18 protein-coding genes are annotated in these 19,147 nt (G+C 70.8%); 9 read left to right on the top strand and 9 right to left on the bottom strand.

The window, feature by feature from the left end:
* The first annotated feature begins 120 nt into the window (after positions 1-120).
* On the top strand, positions 121-1,422 hold the full coding sequence (locus ACWC5C_RS24135; protein WP_450878416.1) for an SLC13 family permease: 1,302 nt from the start codon (positions 121-123) through the stop codon (positions 1,420-1,422).
* A gap of 15 nt (positions 1,423-1,437) precedes the next feature.
* Positions 1,438-1,926 carry a universal stress protein gene (locus ACWC5C_RS24140; protein ID WP_450878418.1) on the top strand — a complete coding sequence of 163 codons (489 nt, stop codon included), beginning with the start codon at positions 1,438-1,440 and terminating at the stop codon, positions 1,924-1,926.
* Between the two features lie 7 nt (positions 1,927-1,933).
* On the opposite strand, the gene ACWC5C_RS24145 is transcribed toward ACWC5C_RS24140, so the two are convergent.
* Positions 1,934-2,344: a cold shock domain-containing protein gene (locus ACWC5C_RS24145; RefSeq protein ID WP_385447916.1), complete on the bottom strand. Its 411-nt coding sequence runs from the start codon at positions 2,342-2,344 to the stop codon at positions 1,934-1,936.
* Between the two features lie 53 nt (positions 2,345-2,397).
* Positions 2,398-2,784, bottom strand: coding sequence for a DUF192 domain-containing protein (locus ACWC5C_RS24150; RefSeq protein ID WP_450878421.1), 387 nt, complete (start codon positions 2,782-2,784; stop codon positions 2,398-2,400).
* 93 nt (positions 2,785-2,877) lie between these two features.
* Here ACWC5C_RS24150 and ACWC5C_RS24155 point away from each other — a divergent pair, with 93 nt between their 5' ends.
* The 5 genes from ACWC5C_RS24155 to ACWC5C_RS24175 all read left to right on the top strand — a co-directional run bounded on the left by ACWC5C_RS24155 (position 2,878) and on the right by ACWC5C_RS24175 (position 9,240).
* Positions 2,878-3,624, top strand: coding sequence for a prepilin peptidase (locus ACWC5C_RS24155; protein ID WP_450878700.1), 747 nt, complete (start codon positions 2,878-2,880; stop codon positions 3,622-3,624).
* A 358-nt stretch (positions 3,625-3,982) separates the two neighbouring features.
* Positions 3,983-4,744 (top strand): isoprenyl transferase, encoded by a 762-nt coding sequence (locus ACWC5C_RS24160; protein ID WP_450878423.1) that lies wholly within the window; start codon positions 3,983-3,985, stop codon positions 4,742-4,744.
* A gap of 395 nt (positions 4,745-5,139) precedes the next feature.
* A complete protein-coding gene (locus ACWC5C_RS24165) occupies positions 5,140-6,477 on the top strand; it encodes a PhoH family protein (RefSeq protein ID WP_385447919.1) in 1,338 nt (445 codons plus the stop codon).
* Between the two features lie 432 nt (positions 6,478-6,909).
* Positions 6,910-7,626, top strand: coding sequence for an aggregation-promoting factor C-terminal-like domain-containing protein (locus tag ACWC5C_RS24170; RefSeq protein ID WP_450878425.1), 717 nt, complete (start codon positions 6,910-6,912; stop codon positions 7,624-7,626).
* Positions 7,627-7,761: 135 nt separating this feature from the next.
* Entirely contained in the window at positions 7,762-9,240 is a 1,479-nt protein-coding gene (locus ACWC5C_RS24175) for an AI-2E family transporter (protein WP_450878427.1), read from the top strand.
* A 71-nt stretch (positions 9,241-9,311) separates the two neighbouring features.
* On the opposite strand, the gene ACWC5C_RS24180 is transcribed toward ACWC5C_RS24175, so the two are convergent.
* Both ACWC5C_RS24180 and ACWC5C_RS24185 read right to left on the bottom strand, forming a co-directional pair.
* Positions 9,312-9,851: an alkyl hydroperoxide reductase gene (locus ACWC5C_RS24180; protein ID WP_385447926.1), complete on the bottom strand. Its 540-nt coding sequence runs from the start codon at positions 9,849-9,851 to the stop codon at positions 9,312-9,314.
* A gap of 12 nt (positions 9,852-9,863) precedes the next feature.
* Entirely contained in the window at positions 9,864-10,418 is a 555-nt protein-coding gene (locus tag ACWC5C_RS24185) for a peroxiredoxin (RefSeq protein ID WP_450878429.1), read from the bottom strand.
* Positions 10,419-10,554: 136 nt separating this feature from the next.
* Here ACWC5C_RS24185 and ACWC5C_RS24190 point away from each other — a divergent pair, with 136 nt between their 5' ends.
* The gene (locus ACWC5C_RS24190; protein ID WP_450878431.1) at positions 10,555-11,511 is read left to right on the top strand and encodes a hydrogen peroxide-inducible genes activator; all 957 of its coding nucleotides are present in this window, start codon (positions 10,555-10,557) and stop codon (positions 11,509-11,511) included.
* 81 nt (positions 11,512-11,592) lie between these two features.
* Here ACWC5C_RS24190 and ACWC5C_RS24195 read toward each other — a convergent pair whose 3' ends face one another.
* From ACWC5C_RS24195 to ACWC5C_RS24215, 5 genes are all read right to left on the bottom strand, one after another.
* The gene (locus tag ACWC5C_RS24195) at positions 11,593-14,115 is read right to left on the bottom strand and encodes an FtsX-like permease family protein (protein ID WP_450878433.1); all 2,523 of its coding nucleotides are present in this window, start codon (positions 14,113-14,115) and stop codon (positions 11,593-11,595) included.
* Entirely contained in the window at positions 14,112-14,798 is a 687-nt protein-coding gene (locus ACWC5C_RS24200; protein ID WP_450878435.1) for an ABC transporter ATP-binding protein, read from the bottom strand. The genes ACWC5C_RS24195 and ACWC5C_RS24200 overlap by 4 nt, the downstream gene beginning before the upstream one ends.
* Positions 14,795-15,319: a PadR family transcriptional regulator gene (locus tag ACWC5C_RS24205; RefSeq protein ID WP_450878437.1), complete on the bottom strand. Its 525-nt coding sequence runs from the start codon at positions 15,317-15,319 to the stop codon at positions 14,795-14,797. The genes ACWC5C_RS24200 and ACWC5C_RS24205 overlap by 4 nt, the downstream gene beginning before the upstream one ends.
* A 78-nt stretch (positions 15,320-15,397) precedes the next feature.
* Positions 15,398-15,691: a hypothetical protein gene (locus ACWC5C_RS24210; RefSeq protein ID WP_450878439.1), complete on the bottom strand. Its 294-nt coding sequence runs from the start codon at positions 15,689-15,691 to the stop codon at positions 15,398-15,400.
* Entirely contained in the window at positions 15,688-16,629 is a 942-nt protein-coding gene (locus tag ACWC5C_RS24215; protein ID WP_450878441.1) for an SPFH domain-containing protein, read from the bottom strand. The genes ACWC5C_RS24210 and ACWC5C_RS24215 overlap by 4 nt, the downstream gene beginning before the upstream one ends.
* 217 nt (positions 16,630-16,846) lie before the next feature.
* Between ACWC5C_RS24215 and ACWC5C_RS24220 the strand changes: the two genes are divergently transcribed.
* Positions 16,847-19,093, top strand: coding sequence for a transglycosylase domain-containing protein (locus ACWC5C_RS24220; protein WP_450878443.1), 2,247 nt, complete (start codon positions 16,847-16,849; stop codon positions 19,091-19,093).
* Positions 19,094-19,147 lie beyond the last annotated feature (54 nt).

The following is a 19,147-nucleotide window of genomic DNA, read 5'->3' on the forward strand; positions in this document are numbered from 1 at the left end:
GCGGGCGGTTCGTGGCTCGCGTGCGTCTTCAGCCTCTCCGGCGATTGAGGAGCGGGGTCCAGGGGCGGAGCCCTTGGGATCGGGAAGGGGCGGGGTGGGGGAAAGACCCCCGGCGGGCACATGGCGCATCATGGGGGCGTCGTTCCAGCCCGCGCGGGAGTTCCCCTGAATACCACCGTCGCCGCGATCCTCGCCGTCACCCTGCTGCTCGCCGTGCTGGCGTTCGCCGTCGCCCGGCCCCGGGGCTGGCCCGAGGCCGTCGCGGCGGTGCCAGCCGCGGCGGTCGTGGTGGGGGCCGGGGCCGTGACACCGGCGGCGGCGTGGGCGGAGACGCGGAGCCTGCTGCCCGTCGTCGGGTTCCTGGCGGCCGTGCTGCTGCTGGCGCAGATGTGCGCGGACGAGGGGGTGTTCGAGGCCGCCGGGCAGGCCGTGGCACGGGCCTGCCGGGGGCGTACGGACCGGCTGCTGGGCGGGGTGTTCGCGGTGGCGGCGCTGGTCACCGCCGTACTGAGCCTGGACGCGACGGTCGTCCTGCTCACCCCCGTGGTGTTCGCGACAGCGACCCGGCTCGGGGCCCGCTCCCGCCCGCATGTCTACGCCTGCACCCACCTGGCGAACTCCGCGTCGCTGCTGCTGCCGGTCTCCAACCTGACCAACCTCCTCGCCCTGGAGGCGAGCGGGCTGTCGTTCATGCGGTTCGCGCTGCTCATGGCCCCGGCCTGGCTGGTGTCCATCGCCATCGAATTCCTGGTCTTCCGCCGCTTCTTCGCCACGGACCTGGCCGCCGGGACGACGAAGCCGCCGCCCGCCGAGTGGCCGCCGGTGCCGGTGTTCGCGCTGACCGTGCTGGGGCTGACGCTGGCCGGGTTCGTGGTGACGTCGCTCGTCGGGCTGGAGCCCGCGTGGGCGGCGGGGGCGGGGGCGCTGGTGCTCGCGGGGCGGGCGCTGCGGCGGCGGACGACGACGGTACGGGGCGTGATCGGCGCGGCGGGCCCGCTGTTCTGCCTGTTCGTGCTCGCCCTGGGCGTCGTCGTACAGGCGGTCCTGGACAACGGCCTGGAGTCGGCGCTGTCCCGGGTGCTGCCGACCGGCACCGGCCTGCCCACCCTGCTCGCGATCGCGGGCGTCGCGGCGGTGCTGGCGAACCTCGTCAACAACCTGCCCGCCACGCTGGCGCTGCTGCCGATCGCCGCCGAGGGCGGCCCGGGCCCGGTGCTGGCCGTGCTGATCGGGGTCAACCTGGGCCCCAACCTCACCTACGTCGGCTCCTTGGCCACGCTGCTGTGGCGGCGTATCGTCCGCCACCACGGGGCGGACGCCGACTCCGGACTGGGCGAGTTCACCCGCCTCGGGCTGCTCACCGTGCCGACCACGCTGGTGGCTGCGACGGTGGCGCTATGGGCCATGCTGGCGACGCTATGACGCTATGAGGAACCCATGATCGTGCTCATCTGGATCGCCGAGGGCACCTGGCAGTCCGCCGTGGACGCCGCCCGCGATCATCTGCCGGAAAGCGCGGACGCCGAGATCCGTCTGCTGCACGTCACCGACGACCACGTGGCGGGCGCCGCGCACGGCGCCTTCGCCGGGCTGCTGGGCCGGGGCCGCCCCGGGCGGGACCCGGGGGATCGGCTGGAGGAGCTGGCCCGTACGGCGGCGGCCGAACTGCTGGACGCCGCCGCCGAGCGGCTGCACCGCCCGGTGGCCCGGCTCCAGCGGCACGGCCGGGTCGAACACGAGGTGGTGCGCGAGGCGGACGGCGTGGACCTGCTCATCTGCGCCCGCGACGGGGACCGCGACCGGCTGGGGCCCCACAGCCTGGGGCCCGCCGCCCGCTTCGTCGTGGACCACGCGCCGTGCGCCGTCCTGCTGGTGTGGCCAGAGGCCGCGCCCGGTATCGAGTCGCTGCCGCCGCCACCGCCCTAGCGACCTGTCAGGACTCGATCCAGTTGTGTGCCTGGGCCAGTTCGATGACCCGGCGGCGCACCTGCTTGATCTGGTCGGCGGTGAGACTGCCGCCCATCTCGACCAGCGTCTCCGTCAGCTCCTGCCGGAACTCGCCCACCGAGAGCACATCGCACATCGTGTCGTCGCCCGAGTCCGGCGCGGAGGGCCGGACGACCGGGGGCGCGGTGTTGTGCTCCAGGATGCGGACCTCGGACGCCTTGGGACCCTTGTCGCCGTACTCGGGGACGAACCGCACCTTCGAACCGGGCTGGAACAGGTGCTTCTCGTCCAGGAGGTCGTTCGCGTGCATGAACACGTCTTCGCCACCGTCATCCGGGGCGATGAAGCCGTAACCGCGAAACTCGTCGAACCGCAGAATCTTGCCCGTCGTCGTCAACGTGCCACCCCTACCCCTATACCTCTACCTCATGTACCTCATGAACAGCGCGTTCAGCGTACAGAAGCCGGTGGAGCCGAAGAAGGGCCGGGGTGGACCGCGACCCGGACACCCGGCCGCAGGCCCCAGCCCGCCATCGCGCCCGCCTCGGCCTCCAGGACGTGCCGCGCCCGCGCACGCGGCAGCCCGAGCCGCCCGGGGCGCAGGGTGGTGACGGCCAGCACGGTCATCCGGCGGTCGAGATAGGCGACGTCGATGGCGAAGCGCATCCGGAAGGTGTGCACCCCGCTCGCGGGGGACAGCAGGATCGCGCCGGTCAGCCCGGACCGGCCGAGCAGCCCACGGGCCCGGGCACGGTACGAGGCGGCGATCTCCAGCGGTACGCCGGATACGCCCCCATCGACGCGGAGCGTTCCGGTGCCGTCCCGCCAGCGGCCCATGTGTGTCCCCTTCACCACCCGGTGTCCACCCTTGGGATGAGTGTTCCACCGATGGGTCCCCCGGGCGGACGGCTTCCGTAGGCTCGGGCCGTGCTGCAACCGCTGCTGATCGTCCTCGCCGCCGCGTACGGCGCCGCCGCCGGGCTGCTGGTGCCGCGCCCGCTGTACCGGCTGGCGGTCGAGTCCGGCGAGCCGTGGCGCGCGGACTGTCCGCGCGGGCACGCGTTCACCGGCCCGGCGCGCGGCTGGCTGGGCCCCGCCCGCTGTCCGCGCTGCACACAGAGCGAGGCGGCGTACGGACCGGGCCCGCTGCTCCCCGTCCTGCTCACCGCGCTGGTGTGCGCGGGCCTGACGGCGGCCGTGGGGCCGCGTCCGGAGCTGGCGGTGTGGCTGCTGCTCACCCCGCCCGCGGTGCTGCTGGCCGGGGTGGACCGGGCGGTGAACCGGCTGCCGGACGTACTGACCCTGCCGATGGCGGGCTCAGCCGCGGCGCTGCTCGGCGCCGCCGCGCCGCTGCCGCACAGCGCCGGGTCCTGGCCCCGGGCGCTGCTGGGCGGGGTGGTGCTGGGCGGGGCGTATCTGGTGCTGTTCCTGATCAGCCCGCGCGGCATGGGCCTGGGCGACGTCAAGCTGGCGCTGACGCTGGGCGTGGCGCTCGGCTGGTACGGCTGGGCGGTGCTCTTCTGGGGCGGGTTCGCCGGGGTGCTGCTGGGGTCGCTGTACGCGATGGCGCTCGTCCTGGCGCGCAAGGCGGGCCGGGGCACGCCGCTGGCGTTCGGCCCGTTCATGATCCTCGGCGCGGGCGCGGGGCTGGTACTGGGGGCGCTCGGCACCGGCTGACGCGCCAAGGCGTCGGCGCCGCGCACATCCTCACCCCGCCGATGCATGGACAACCGCTCACGAAGGGTTATGGTGGAAACCCCCCCTCGGGCCGGTCCGTACTCCCCCCCACGGACCGGCCCGCTCTATTACGGGGATCTGTACGGTTTATCGCGGTGCGACGGCGGTACCCAGCCCGCACAGTGCGTCACGCAACGTGACGATGGAGGGTTCCGTACGGCGTTCGGGCGTCTGTGCGGCGTCTCGATACCCCGTCCGACCGGCTCGGTTAGCCACCCCCGCCGCCCCGCAGTAGGGTGCTGCCCTTGGGGCGGACAGCCGTGGCGAGCCATGCAAAAGCACTGAGGGGCTGGAAGACGTGAAACTGCGCGACCTGGTGTACGGGCTCTACGCACGCCGGGTGGAGGGCCGTCTCGACCACGACCAGGTGCCCAAGCACATCGGGGTCATCCTCGACGGCAACCGCCGCTGGGCGCGCGCCTCCGGCGGCACCACCGAGCAGGGTCACCAGGCGGGCGCCAGCAAGATCCGGGAGATGCTGGGCTGGTGCAGCGAGACGGACGTCGAGGTCGTCACGTTGTGGATGCTCTCCACCGACAACCTGGACCGCCCGGCAGAGGAGCTGAAGCCGCTCCTGAACATCATCGAGGGCGCCGTGCGCGACCTGGCCGCCGACGGCCGGTGGCGGGTGCACCACGTGGGGAACCGGGACCTGCTGCCCTCCCATACCCAGACGGTCCTCAAAGAGGCCGAGCGGGACACGGAGCACATCGACGGAATACTGGTCAACGTCGCCGTCGGCTACGGCGGCCGCCAGGAGATCGCCGACGCGGTGCGCTCGCTGCTCCTGGACCACGCCACCAAGGGCACGTCCTTCGAGGAGCTGGCCGAGGTCGTCGACATCGACCTCATCGCCGAGCACCTGTACACCCGTGGCCAGCCCGATCCGGACCTGGTGATCCGCACCAGCGGCGAGCAGCGGCTGTCGGGCTTCATGCTCTGGCAGAGTGCCCATTCGGAGTACTACTTCTGCGAAGTTTTCTGGCCCGCCTTCCGCAAGGTCGACTTCCTCCGCGCCCTGCGTGACTACGCGGCGCGGCATCGCCGCTACGGCAACTAATCGCCTTATCGCACAAAGCAGTTCACCGGCCGGGGCCGGACGCGACACCGCGTCCGGCCCCGGCCGCCGTGTAGCACGCCCGTTCCTCAACGTTCATGTGCGGGCCGTCATATGCCGTTGCATGGCTCCGCACCTTCGAGGGAATATCCCTTCCAGGTCGACGCCCTGTTCCACTGTCCAGTGGGTGTCGAACTGCCAGCGGACGGCATCGGGCCGTTCGTCCGGGAGGCCCTTTGCACACGGACGACTGTGCGGATCGTGCGTATGACGCGGAGGGCCGGCGCTCGGCCCGTTCCGCGGGGCCTGAGCCCGGTCCGCTCCCCGCCTGCGGCGGGGAGACATCACTCCCGCGACGCCGTCGCACCCCAACCTCTCCCGAGGGGGTTCGTCCACCCGTGGTGACCAGCAAGAAACGCCGCGAGCACGACCGGCGCACCTATGTCCTCGACACCAGCGTCCTGCTTGCCGACCCAGGCGCCATGTCCCGCTTCGACGAGCACGAAGTCGTGCTGCCGGTCGTGGTGGTCACGGAGCTGGAGGCCAAGCGGCACCATCCGGAGCTGGGGTATTTCGCCCGGCAGGCACTGCGCCTGCTGGACGAGTACCGCGTCCGGTTCGGCCGCCTGGATGCTCCGATTCCGATTGGCGACCTGGGCGGCAGCCTGCGCGTCGAGCTCAACCACTCCGACCCGGGAATCCTCCCCGCGGCCTTCCTGACCCATGGCGGCCGGGTAGGGGACAACGACGCGCGGATCCTCGCCGTCGCCCGGAACCTGCAGGCCGAGGGGTACGACGTCACGGTCGTCTCGAAGGATCTGCCCCTGCGCATCAAGGCGTCCTCGGTGGGGCTGCTCGCCGAGGAGTACCGCGCGGAACTGGCGATCACCGATTCGGGCTGGACCGGGATGGCCGAGCTGGCCGTCTCGGCCGAGCAGGTGGACGACCTGTTCGCCGCCGAGACCGCGTACATCCCCGAGGCCGCCGAACTGCCCGTGCACACCGGACTGGTCCTCCAGTCCGAGCGCGGCAAGGCGCTGGGCCGGGTCACCCCGGACGGGCAGGTACGGGTGGTGCGCGGCGACCGTGAGGCATTCGGCATCCACGGGCGCAGCGCGGAGCAGCGCATCGCGCTGGACCTCCTGCTCGACCCCGAGGTCGGCATCCTGTCCATGGGTGGCCGGGCCGGTACGGGCAAGTCGGCGCTCGCGCTGTGCGCGGGCCTGGAGGCGGTCCTGGAGCGGCGGCAGCACCGCAAGGTGATGATCTTCCGCCCGCTGTACGCGGTGGGCGGTCAGGAGTTGGGCTATCTGCCCGGCAGCGAGGCCGAGAAGATGAGCCCCTGGGCTCAGGCGGTCTTCGACACGCTGTCCGCGGTGACCAGCGCCGAGGTGATCGAGGAGGTGGTGGAGCGCGGCATGCTGGAGGTGCTTCCGCTCACCCACATCCGCGGCCGTTCGCTGCACGACGCCTTCGTGATCGTCGACGAGGCGCAGTCGCTCGAACGGAATGTGCTGCTGACCGTTCTGTCCCGGATCGGCGCCAACTCCCGGGTGGTGCTGACCCATGACGTGGGGCAGCGCGACAACCTCCGCGTCGGGCGGTACGACGGGGTGGTGGCGGTCGTCGAGAAGCTGAAGGGGCATCCGCTCTTCGCGCATGTCACCCTCAACCGCTCGGAGCGGTCGCCGATCGCGGCACTGGTGACCGAAATGCTGGAGGACGGCCGCATCTGATCCGGTTGCGTCCGGTACGCGAGTAACGCGTCGCGCGGAAAGGCCAAAGAGCCTAGCTGTGCGGCGCGTTCTCGCGCGTGGATTTCCAAAAACCCTAGGGCGTAAACGGCCTGTGAGCTTTCACACCTGCCAGGGAATTGCCTACGGCTATCCGTGTCCGGCAGTCTGTGGGTTCTGTCAGGCCTCGCATACGGCACACCAGTACCGCCAGCGGTACAGAACCACAGCAGTACCAGAACTGAAGAGAGTTCGCCGTATGCCGCCCGAGCACCTCGCGACCCTCCTGCGGGAGGACGCACCGGGCCAGTGCCTCCCGTGACCAGTCGTTCCCATCGAGCAGTACTCGGGGACGGAACAAGGGGGGGCCAGCGCACAGGGGCACGATTGCGCCCGCGAGGTCACCTAAGCGGGCGACGCTGGAAGGAAAACCGAGTGAGCCGGATTTCGGTCCGGGGATTCGCAGTGGCCTCGGCCACCGCGGTCACCACTGTGGGCGCCGTCGTCGGTGTCGCCGCGGGTGGCGAGCAGCAGAGCTCGTCCGACCCGATCGAGGCGACCGCCGCCGACTCGACGCTCCTCGCGGACATACCCGCCGGCCAGCAGGCCGTGGCGCAGACAGCATCCCTGACGCAGCAGGCGGACGTTCAGTCCACCGCGGCCGACGCGGAGGCGAAGAAGTCCGCTGAGGAGGCGGCCCGCAAGCAGGCTGCCCAGGACGCGAAGGCCAAGAAGGCCGCCGCGGACAAGGCGGCTGCCGAGAAGCTGGCCAAGGAGCGCGAGGCCAAGGAGAAGAAGCAGGAGATCGCGAGCCGTTCGGCCACGCGTGACGCCGGTGACTTCCCCGCGAAGACCTCGTACTCCATCTCCGAGGTCCAGGCCATGGCCCGGCAGATGATCCCGGGCGACCAGTTCCAGTGCTTCAGCAACATCGTGGACCACGAGAGCGGCTGGAACTACCAGGCCACCAACCCGTCCTCGGGTTCGTACGGTCTGGTGCAGGCGCTGCCCGCCTCCAAGATGTCCTCGGCCGGTGCCGACTGGAAGACCAACCCGGCCACCCAGATCAAGTGGGGTCTGGGCTACATGAACGAGCGCTACGGCAGCCCGTGTGAGGCCTGGTCGTTCTGGCAGGCCAACAACTACTACTGATCGGTCCGGGCCATCCGGCCGCTCAGTGACGTAAGCTTCGCGAAACCCCCGTCCGGCAGGTCGGGGGTTTCGCGCGTCCGCAGCCGGTAACGTCATGCCGACGACTACGGGGGAACCGGGGGTAGGGAAAGCTGAATGTCCAGATTGCCAGATTGGGTCGGCAGGTTGGGGGCCGGACTGACCCGGCTCGCCGCACGGCTCGAACGCGAAGAGGCCGCGGCACGCGGTGACGAGAGCGGCGGCGGAGGAGCCGGTCGGCCGCCCGAGCCGCCCGAGCCGGATGCGACGCCCGAGACGCCCGAGCCGGATGCGCCGGACGCGTCGCGGCAGGAGCCATCAGCGCGCCCCGGGCCGCCGCCCGAACCGCCGGGACCGCCCGGGCCGTCCGCAGCGGCCGAGGCGGCCGAGGCCGCCGCCGTGCCCGCCCCGCCCGCGTACGCCCCGGCCGTCGCCGCCCGGCCGAGTCCGGCCGACGCCGTCCCCTGGGGCATGCGTGTCGCCGCCGAGGCCGCCTGGCGGTTGCTGGTGCTGGCCGGAATGCTCTATGTGCTGATGCAGGTCATCAGCTCCGTCCAGCTGGTCGTGTTCTCCTTCACCGTGGCCCTGCTCATCACGGCCCTGCTGGAGCCCACCGTCACCCGGCTGCGCCTCAAGGGCGTCGCGCGCGGCCTCGCCACGACCATCGCCTTCATCGGCGGCTTCATCATCATGGGGCTGGTCGTGTGGTTCGTGGTCTGGCAGGTCATGGAGAACATCGACGAGCTGTCCGACAAGCTCCAGGACGGCATCGACGATCTGCGGCGCTGGCTGCTGCACAGCCCGTTCCATGTGACCGAGAAGCAGATCAATCATGTCGCCAAGAGCCTGCGCGAGGCCGTCGGCGCCAACACCGAGGAGATCACCTCGGCCGGGCTCGAAGGCGTCACGGTCGTGGTCGAGGTGCTGACCGGCATCCTGCTGACCATGTTCAGCACGCTGTTCCTGCTGTACGACGGGCCGCGGATCTGGGGCTGGGTGCTGGGGCTCGTCCCCGCGGCGGCCCGGCCGGGCGTGGCGGGCGCGGGGCCGCGCGCCTGGGCCACGCTGACCGCCTATGTGCGGGGCACGGTCATAGTGGCCCTCATCGACGCGATCTTCATCGGCGTCGGGCTCTTCTTCCTCGACGTCCCGATGGCCGTGCCGCTCGCCGTCTTCATCTTCCTCTTCGCCTTCATCCCGCTGGTCGGTGCCGTGGTCTCCGGCGCGCTCGCGGTCATGGTGGCGCTGGTCACCCAGGGCGTGTTCACGGCGGGGATGGTGCTGGTGGTAGTGCTGGCGGTGCAGCAGATCGAGGGCCATGTGCTGCAGCCGTTCATCCTCGGCCGCGCGGTGCGGGTCCATCCGCTGGCCGTGGTGCTCTCCGTCGCGGGCGGCTCGCTGATCGGCGGCATCGGCGGCGCCGTGGTGGCCGTACCGCTGGTGGCGGTCGTCAACACGGCGGTCGGCTATCTGCGTTCGTACAGCAGGGAGAGCGCCCTGCGCGCCGGTCCGGGCCCGCACGGCGCGACCGCCGTGGCCGCCGCGCCGGTCCGGCCGCCGGTGCCGCCGCGGCCTCCGGGCGAGGGCGGTACGTAACTCCCGCGCCGACAACGCGAAGGGGCGCCCCACCGGATCGGTGGGGCGCCCCTTCGCGTTGCCAGGTGGCGTCAGCCGTTCTCGGCCAGGACGCCCTCGGCGTCCAGGGTGGCGCCGACCGCCTGCAGCACTGCGGCGATCTTGAAGGCTTCCTGGACCGTGTCGCGGTCCACGCCCGCCTTGCGGAGCACCTGCTCGTGCGAGTCCAGGCACATGCCGCAGCCGTTGATCGCGGAGACCGCGAGCGACCACAGCTCGAAGTCGGTCTTGTCCACGCCCGGGTTGCCGATGACGTTCATCCGCAGACCGGCGCGCAGGTTGCCGTACTCCGGGTCGGACAGCAGGTGCCGGGTCCGGTAGTACACGTTGTTCATCGCCATGATGGCGGCCGCCGACTTGGCGGCGGTGTACGCCTCGGCCGACAGGTTGGCCTTGGCCTCCGGCTCCAGCTCGCGCAGCACCTGCGGCGAGCGCGAGGCGATCGCGCAGGCCAGCACGGTGCCCCACAGCTGCTGCTGCGGAAGCTCGGAGTTGCCGATCACCGAACCGAGGTTCAGCTTCAGGTCCTTGGCGTAGTCCGGCAGAGCGGACTTCAGGGTGTCGAGTGCCATGGTCAGTTCACCTCACTCGCCGGAAAGGAGCGCGACCGGGTCGAGGGTGTCCTCGCCCTGCGTCCAGTTGCACGGGCACAGCTCGTCGGTCTGCAGGGCGTCCAGCACCCGCAGGACCTCCTTGGGGTTACGGCCCACGGAACCGGCCGTCACCATGGTGAACTGGATCTCGTTGTTCTGGTCCACGATGAAGACGGCGCGCTGCGCGAAGCCGTCCTCGCCCTCGATGCCCAGGTCGCGCATCAGCTCGTGCTTGGAGTCGGCCAGCATCGGGAAGGGCAGGTCACGCAGGTCCGCGTGGTCCTTGCGCCAGGCGTGGTGGACGAACTCGGAGTCGCCGGAGAAGCCCAGGATCTGGGCGTCACGGTCGGCGAACTCCTCGTTCAGCTTGCCGAAGGCCGCGATCTCGGTCGGGCACACGAAGGTGAAGTCTTTAGGCCAGGCGAAAACTACGCGCCACTTGCCCTCGTAGGACTTGTGGTTGATCTGCTCGAACTCCTTGCCGCTTTCCAGCGACACGCAGGCGGTCAGGTCGTACGCGGGGAACTTGTCACCGACAGTGAGCACGTTTCTCCTTGCAGCTTTCGCGTGGGAGGGACCCTTTGTGGGGGTTTCCCGGGGTTGGACGGTCTCCACCCTGGCACACTCCACATTGATCAGTGAAATAGCTAGACTCGCTGAAGTTGATTGGAGGTGGCTATCAGTGGCCGCGACTGCGACACCGGCCGGAAAGCCGCGGCAGCCGAGCTTGTCCCAGCTCAAGGCGTTCGCGGCGGTCGCCGAGCATCTGCACTTCCGTGATGCGGCGTCCGCCATCGGTATGAGCCAGCCCGCGCTCTCGGGGGCCGTCGCCGCGCTGGAGGACACGCTCGGGGTGCAGCTTCTGGAGCGTACGACCCGCAAGGTGCTGCTCAGTCCGGCGGGGGAGCGGCTGGCCGCGCGAGCACGCTCCGTGCTCGCCGAAGTGGGTGCGCTGCTGGAGGAAGCCGAGGCGGCGCGGGCGCCGTTCACCGGCGTGCTGCGGCTCGGGGTGATCCCGACCGTGGCCCCGTATCTGCTGCCGACCGTGCTGCGGCTGGTGAACGAGCACTATCCGCGCCTCGACCTCCAGGTGCATGAGGAGCAGACCACCTCGCTGCTGGACGGGCTCGCCCAGGGGCGTCTTGACCTGCTGCTGCTCGCGGTGCCGCTGGGCGCCCCGGGGGTGGTGGAACTGCCGCTCTTCGACGAGGACTTCGTGCTGGTCACGCCCCGGGACCACTGGCTGGGCGGGCGTACGGACATACCCCGCGAGGCGCTCAAGGAGCTGGATCTGCTGCTGCTGGACGAGGGTCACTGCCTGCGCGACCAGGCCCTGGACATCTGCCGCGAGGCGGGCCGCACCGAGGGCGCCCCGGTGACCACGACCGCCGCCGGGCTCTCCACGCTGGTGCAACTCGTCGGCGGCGGGCTCGGGGTGACGCTGCTGCCGCGTACCGCGCTACGGGTCGAGACCGCCCGCAACGAGGAGCTGGCCACCGGCGACTTCGCCGACCCGGCCCCCGCCCGCCGCATCGCCCTGGCCATGCGGGCCGGGGCCGCGCGGGCGGAGGAGTTCGAGGCGCTGGCCGCCACGCTCCGCGAGGCGGTGCGGCCGCTGCCGGTACGGGTCGCGCGCTGACGCGGGGCGCACGCTGACGCGCCGCCGCGGCGGGGTTTTCTCCCCGCCGCGACGGCGCGTTCTCTTACGTCACAGCCGGGGCTACTCGGAGCGCAGCCCCTCCGGGCGCATCATGCGCCACAGCGGAGGCAGGCTGGCCAGCGTCACCAGGACGATGACGCCCGCGCCGATGCCGGTCATCATGGCGAGTCCGGCCCAGTCCACGGCCAGCTTCTCACCGACCATCTTCAGCAGCAGCGTGCCCAGCGCAAGACCGCCCGCGACCGACAGCGCGAGCCCCAGCACCACCGGGATCGCGGTCTGCCACAGGATGGACCAGCTCAGCGTGGAGCGCCGGGTGCCGAAGGCGACCAGGACGGACAGCAGCCGCTTGCGGTCCCGCAGTTGCTCCAGGGTGGTCACGATCATGCTGGCCCCGATGAGCAGCAGCGTCGCGGTGGCGCCGATGTACAGCACGTTGCGGATCGTCTGGAACTCGGACGACTGCGATATGCCGCTGAGCTGTATCACGTCCATCGCCGGGTCGATCGCCCTGCTGGCGTTGCGTACGTACTCGTTGGCGTCCGGAACCTTCGGGTCCATCCGCATCATCGCCAGCGCCTGCGGGTCGGAAAGCTGCGCGACGTCGATGGCGCCGGGGGTGGCGAAGACGCCGGAGCGGTAGATCCCCGTCGGGTCCATCCTGGGCTTCGCCGTCGTGGCCGAACCGGGGATCGTCCACAGCTTCTGCTTGCCCGCCGTGGGCATGCCCTCCTCGTCGAAGCTCAGGTTGACCTGCGTGCCGGGCTTCGCGAAGGGGGTCTCGGGCGGCGGGTAGGCCACCTGCCCTTCGGCCTCCGCGTCGGCCGGTGGTGCGTCGACGACGAAGACGTCGCCGTCCCGGCAGCTCTTCAGGTGCGCCAGCTCACGCAGCGCGGGGCAGTCGGCGACGGTGAGGGAGTCGGTCGGGATCTCGGCCGGGTCCTTCGCCTTGCTGCGCGGGTCGGAGACGGAGTCCTGGGTGACCCCGAGCACGCTGCGCACGCCCTTGGCCGCGCCGAGCCGGGCGAAGGCGTCGCGGGCCTCGGCGCCGTCACCCACCCGCATGCCCATCGACAGCTGGGCGCGGTTCGGGTCCTGGTCCGTCTCCTCGGTGCTGTGGGACTGCACGCTCGCGAAGAGCATCTGGAGCGCGATGGCCCCGGCGACCGCCACCGTGATGCCGCTGACCGCGCGGGCGGCGGTGCCGCTGCTGAGCTGGAGCCGCCGGGTGGCGAGCTGCCAGGGCACCGGGCCCTTGCCGAAGCGCTCCACGACGGACTCGACCAGCCACGGCAGCAGCGCGGTGGTGCCGATGAGGACCAGGACGGCACCGGCCGCGGCCTGGAAGGCCTCGAGGTCGCCGCTCGAACTGGTCGCCCCGAAGCCGCCCGCGAGCGGGGCCAGCATCGCGACGCCGAGGAGCGGGAGCGCCAGCCGCCACCACAGCCTCCGCCGCTTGGGGGTGGCGTTCCGTACGACGCCCAGCGGCTCGATGGCGATGGCGCGCAGGGCGATGAGCGTGACGGCGACGGCCGAGGCGGGCACGGTCACCGCGATCGCCAGGGCGAGCGGGAAGGTGGGCGTGATGTCGGACGTGAAGAAGCTGAGGTTCAACATCGAGGCGCCGCCGACGGCCTCCCGCAGCAGCAGGAAGAGCGCGCCGCCGACCGCGAGCCCGAGGAGCGAGCCGAACAGCGACTCACCCGCGGCGATCCGCCGGGTCATCGGGATGTCGGCGCCGACCAGCCGCAGCGCGGCCAGCCTCCGGTCGCGGCGCTCGCCGCCGAAGCGGGCGGCGGTGGCGATGAAGATGAGCACCGGCAGCAGCAGCACCACACAGCCCATGACGACCAGCAGCACCAGCGCGGGGTCCAGCCCGTCCTGGCTGGTGTCTGTGGCACCCCAGGCGTCGAGGTGGTAGCTGGAGGGGACGCTGTCGAACTGCTTCGGGGTGATCCCCGCGTAGTAGCGCAGCTCGGTGGGGCCGGACAGTCCGCTGTCGCCGATCACCCCGGCGACGCGGTACGGGAAGCGGTCCCGGAGCAGCTTGCCCTCGTCGGAGGCGAGCAGCTTCTTCAGCGCGGGGGAGACGAACATCTCCCCGGCGGCCGGAACGCCGCTGACGCCTGGCGGATGGGGCGGCCGGGCGCCGTCGGGCGCCATCACCATGCCCGAGATGTCCATGTCGCGGAAGTCGGTGTCCGCCTGGGCGACGTGGACCGTGCCGGGGCCCGGCTTCGGATCCTCCCCGAAGCCGAAGGCGGCGATGGCGTTGGACCGCGCGGTGCGCTCGGCGTCCATGGTGGGGACGGAGGCGGCGAACAGCAGCAGCGTGACGCCGAGGCCGACGCCGACCGCCGTCATGATCGTCCTGGCCCAGCTCTCCCGTCCGCCGGAGACCGCGAACCGTCCGCCCATGGCGAGGTCCGCGGCCCAGCGGGCGATACCGGGGCGGCGCGGGGGCTCCTCGCGGGCCGGGGGCTGGGGCGGCGCGGACCTCAGGGTCAGCGTCGCCTGGCCGCCGCGGCTGGCTGTGCCGGTGCGGCCGCCCGCGCCGGTGTGGCCGTCGTCCGGGCCGCTCATCGGGCGCCCGCCATGTCCCGCGCCTTGCCGTCGCGTACGACGACCTCGCGGTCGGAGTACGCGGCGACCCGCGCCTCATGGGTGACCAGGACGACCGCCGTACGGGTCTCCCGGGCCGCCTCGGTCAGCAGCTCCATCACCCGCTCGCCGTTGAGGGAGTCCAGCGCGCCGGTCGGCTCGTCGGCGAACAGCACCCGTGGCGCGGTGACCAGCGAGCGGGCGACCGCGACGCGCTGCCCCTGACCGCCGGAGACCTCGCCGGGCCGCTTGGCCGCCACGACGGCGACCTCCAGCCGCTCCATCCAGGACAGCGCCCGGGCCTCGGCCTCCTTGCGCTTGACGCCGCTCAGCCGCAGCGGCAGCGCGACGTTCTCCACGCAGGTCAGCTCGGGGACGAGCTGGCCGAACTGGAAGACGAAGCCGAACTCGCCGCGGCGCAGGCTGCTGCGCTCGCCGTCCGACATGGCGGACAGCTCGCGCCCGCTGTAGTGCACCGAACCGGAGTCCGGCCGGACGATCCCGGCCAGGCAGTGCAGCAGGGTCGACTTGCCGGAGCCGGAGGGGCCCATGACGGCGACGACCTCGCCGGGGTGGATGGAGAAGTGCGCGCCGTCCAGCGCGGGAGTGCGGCCGTACGACTTGTGCAGGCCGTCGGCAATCAGCAGAGATCCTGCCGGAGTCATGAACGCACCGCCTTGGCGAGGGGGCTGAGGCGGGCCGCGGTGAGCTCAAGCCAGCGCAGATCGGCCTCAAGGTGGAAGAGGGCGTGGTCGCAGATGAGTTGGTCGCTGAGGTCGCCGCCGCGCTTGCGCTGGGTCAGCTCGCGCATCAGCCGCAGGTGCTCCGCGCGCTGGACGTCGAGCAGATCGGCGGCGTCGCGCCCGGTGAGCAGGGCGAGGACGACCTTGGTGTAGAGGACCGACTGAAGGTAGGGCTCGGGCTTCTCGGGCTGCGCGAGCCAGTGCTCCACATCGGTGATGCCCGCGTCGGTGATCGCGTAGCGCTTGCGCTCGGGACCCCCCGCGTGCTCGATGCCGTCGACCTCCACGAGGCCGTTCTTCAGGAGCCGGGACATGGTCGAGTAGACCTGCCCGTAGTGCAGCGGGCGGTCGTGCCCGAATCTCTCGTCGAAGGCGCGCTTGAGGTCGTAGCCGTGCCGTGGACCGGACTCCAGAAGCCCGAGCAAAGTGTGGCCGATTGACATGCGCGGCACTCTACACCATGCGTATACCTCGTGTGTATAGCCGAGGTGGGGAGGTCATCTGTGCTGGTCAGGGCCCTATTACTGGGTCTGGCCCCCGGATGTGCCGTCAGTTGTCATCGGGGCGTCCGCCCCGCCCGCCGCGCGGGGCGGACGGCCCCGGCGCGGGATCGGGCGGGTCGAACCGGGCAGCCGTCCCGCGTCCGACAGCGCCTTGCGGAGCAGGAATTCGATCTGCGCGTTGGCGCTGCGCAGCTCCTCGCCCGCCCATCGGGCGAGGGCGTCGTAGACCGCCGGGTCGAGCCGCAGCAGCGTCTGCTTGCGCTGCCGCCGCGGCTGCCGCCCGTCCGCGTCCCCTGTCTCCTGGTCCGTCACTGGTAGAGCGTGCCGGTGTTGAGGACGGGCTGCGGGGAGCGGTCTCCGCAGAGGACCACCATGAGATTGCTGACCATCGCGGCCTTGCGCTCCTCGTCCAGTTCGACGATGTGCTCTTCGGTGATCCGGGCGAGGGCCGCCTCGACCATGCCGACCGCGCCGTCCACGATCTGCCGCCGGGCGGCGACCACCGCGCCCGCCTGCTGCCGCTGGAGCATCGCGGAGGCGATCTCCGGGGCGTACGCGAGGTGGGTGAAGCGCGACTCGATGATGCGGACCCCGGCCGCGTCGACCCGGGCGTGCAGCTCGACCGCGAGCTTCTCGGTGATCTCCTCGGCGTTGCCGCGCAGCGACAGGCCGTCCTCGTCGTGGGCGTCGTACGGGTACTCGATGGCGATGTGGCGCACGGCCGCCTCGGTCTGGGTGGCGACGAACTCCAGGAAGTCGTCCACCTCGAACATCGCCTGGGCGGTGTCCTCGACCTTCCAGACCACGACGGCGGCCAGCTCGATCGGGTTGCCGTACGCGTCGTTGACCTTGAGCACCGCGGTCTCGTGGTTGCGCACCCGGGTGGAGATCTTCTCCCGGCTGGTCAGCGGGTTCACCCAGCGCAGCCCGTCGGTGCGGATGGTGCCGCGGTAGCGGCCGAAGAGCTGGACGACCCGGGCCTCGCCCGGCGCGACCGTGTTCAGCCCGCACATGGTGATGATCGCGGTGAGGATCACCACGATCCCGGCGACGATCAGCGCGGTGGACGCGGCGCCCTTGTTCTCGGCGGCGACGGCCGCCCCGGCGAAGATCAGCCCGACCCCGGCGACCAGCCCGATCAGGCCCAGCAGCAGGGCGAGGCCGCCGTTGATGTTCTTGGCGGGCCGCTCCCGTACCTGTGGCTCCGGGATGGCCGGTATGTCGGCACGGGTGGCGGTGGTGTCGGTCATGGGGTCCCCGTCTCTGCTCGAAGTGTCTAGCAAAGTGATAACATATTTTGGTTCCTGTGCAACCCCCGGCGGCACTGGGCCGTCAGTTCCCGTGAGAGACGTGCTCTTTGTCACGTACGGAAAAAGCTTGATCGATGAGTATTTGCCGGTAGTTGCGGTGCTAGCTTCATGAGCTGGGCTGGGGCCGGGGGGCTGATGGACTGGAGCGGCGGGAGAGATGGGTAGAGCGGACGATCGGCGGGCGCGGCAGAAGGGCGCACGCAGAGCCAAGAAGACGGCGAAGCCGGGGGGCATACGCAGGTTCTTCACCTGGAAGATGGTGCTGGGCTACTTCGTCGGGCTGGGCGCCCTGGGTATCGGGGCGTTCGCCATCCTGTACTTCAGCGTCGACATCCCCGACGCCAACGCCGAGGCCAGGGCCGAGGCCAACATCTACAAGTACAGCGACGGCTCGATCATGGCGAAGGAGGGCACGGTCAACCGCGAGTCGGTACCGCTGTCCAAGATCCCCAAGAAGGTGCAGCACACCTTCGTCGCCGCCGAGAACAAGGACTTCTACACCGACTCCGGTGTCTCCTTCTCCGGTACCGCGCGCGGTCTGATCAACACCGCTCTCGGCAGGGGCAAGCAGGGTGGTTCGACCATCACCCAGCAGTACGTCAAGAACTACTACCTCAGCCAGGAACAGACCATCAGCCGCAAGCTGAACGAGCTGGTGATCTCGCTCAAGGTCGACCAGGAGAAGTCCAAGGACTACATCCTCCAGGGCTACATCAACACCAGCTACTACGGCCGCGGCGCCTACGGCATCCAGGCCGCCGCCCGCGCGTACTACAACAAGGACGTCGACAAGCTGACGGTCGCGCAGGGCGCCTATCTCGCGGCACTGCTCCAGGCCCCCAGCCAGTACGACTACTCAACGGCGGGCCCCAACGGCAAGAAGCTGGTCGTGGCCCGCTGGAACTACATCCTCAACAACATGGTCGAGAAGGACTGGCTGTCCAAGAGCGAGCGCGACGGGCTGAAGTTCGACAAGCCCATCGCGCCCCGCCCGATTCCCGGGCTGGAGGGCCAGACCGGCTACGTGATCCTTGAAGCCAAGAAGGAGCTGTTCAAGGAGGGGGTGGACGAGAAGGAGTTCGAGGCCGGCGGCTGGACGGTCACCCTCAACATCGAGAAGAAGAAGCAGAAGGCGCTGGAGAAGGCGGTTCGGGCCGAACTGACCGACAAGCTGGACCCCAAGGATCGCCAGGTCGACAAGGACGCCCAGGTCGGCGCGATCTCCGTGGACCCCAAGACCGGTGGCATCGTGGCGATGTACGGCGGCGCGGGTGCGACCCAGCACTACATCAACAACGCGACCCGCTCGGACTACCAGCCCGCCTCCACCTTCAAGCCGCTCATCCTCGCCTCGGCCTATGAGAACGGCGCGACGACCCAGAGCGGCACGCCGATCACGGCCAGCACCCTCTACGACGGCACCAGCAGGCGGCCGGTCAAGGGCAGCGACACCGCCTTCTCCCCGCCGAACGAGGACAACAAGTCCTACGGCGAGATCAACGTCCAGAAGGCGATGAACAAGTCCGTCAACTCCGTCTTCGCGCAGATGGCGGTGGACGTCGGCCTGGACAAGGTCAAGAACACCGCCATGGACCTCGGCATGGTCGGCGACGTGAAGAACGGCTTCGACGTGCGCCCCGCGATGTCGCTGGGCGTGATGGGCGCCAGCCCCAAGGAGATGGCCGGGGTCTACGCGACCCTCGACAACCACGGCAAGAAGGTCACCCCGGCGTTCGTGAAGTCGGCCGAGAAGGGCGAGGACCAGACGGCCCAGCTGCCGGACCCGACCAACGGCCAGGCGATCAGCCGTGGCGCGGCCGACTCCGTCACCCAGGTGCTGACCGGCGTGGTCGACGACGGCACCGGCCAGGCCGTGCGCACCAAGGGCCAGGAGATGGCGGGCAAGACCGGTACCTCGGACGACAACAAGTCCGCCTGGTTCACCGGTTACACCCCCGACCTGGTCACCTCGGTCGGCATGTTCGGCGAGCGGGAGGGCAAGGGCACGCAGGTCACGCTCAAGGGCACGGCCGGCGGCGGCCGCGTCAACGGCGGTGACTTCCCGGCCAAGATCTGGGGCGCGTACATGGGCAGCACCCTGAACGGCTCGTCCACCACGAAGTTCGACCTGGACACCGAGCTGGACAATCAGCCGCAGGCGCCCCCGCCGACGACGGAGGCCGAGGAGTCCCCGACCACGTCGCCGACGCCCACGGACAGCGGCAGCCCGACCCCGACCAAGAGCGCGACGCCGACGACGCCCACCACGCCGACGACGCCCGCGACCCCGACGCTGCCGCCGACCGTGCCGCCGACCGCGCCGACCCTGCCGACCGCGCCGCCGACCGCGCCGGGCGATGAGGACGGCGGCGGCGACGGCGACGACGGGCAGGGCGGACTCTGACCGTCCGTTGACTGATCCCATACGGCCGCCCGGCACCAAAGGTGCCGGGCGGCC

The organism is Streptomyces sp. NPDC001700 (assembly GCF_053596435.1).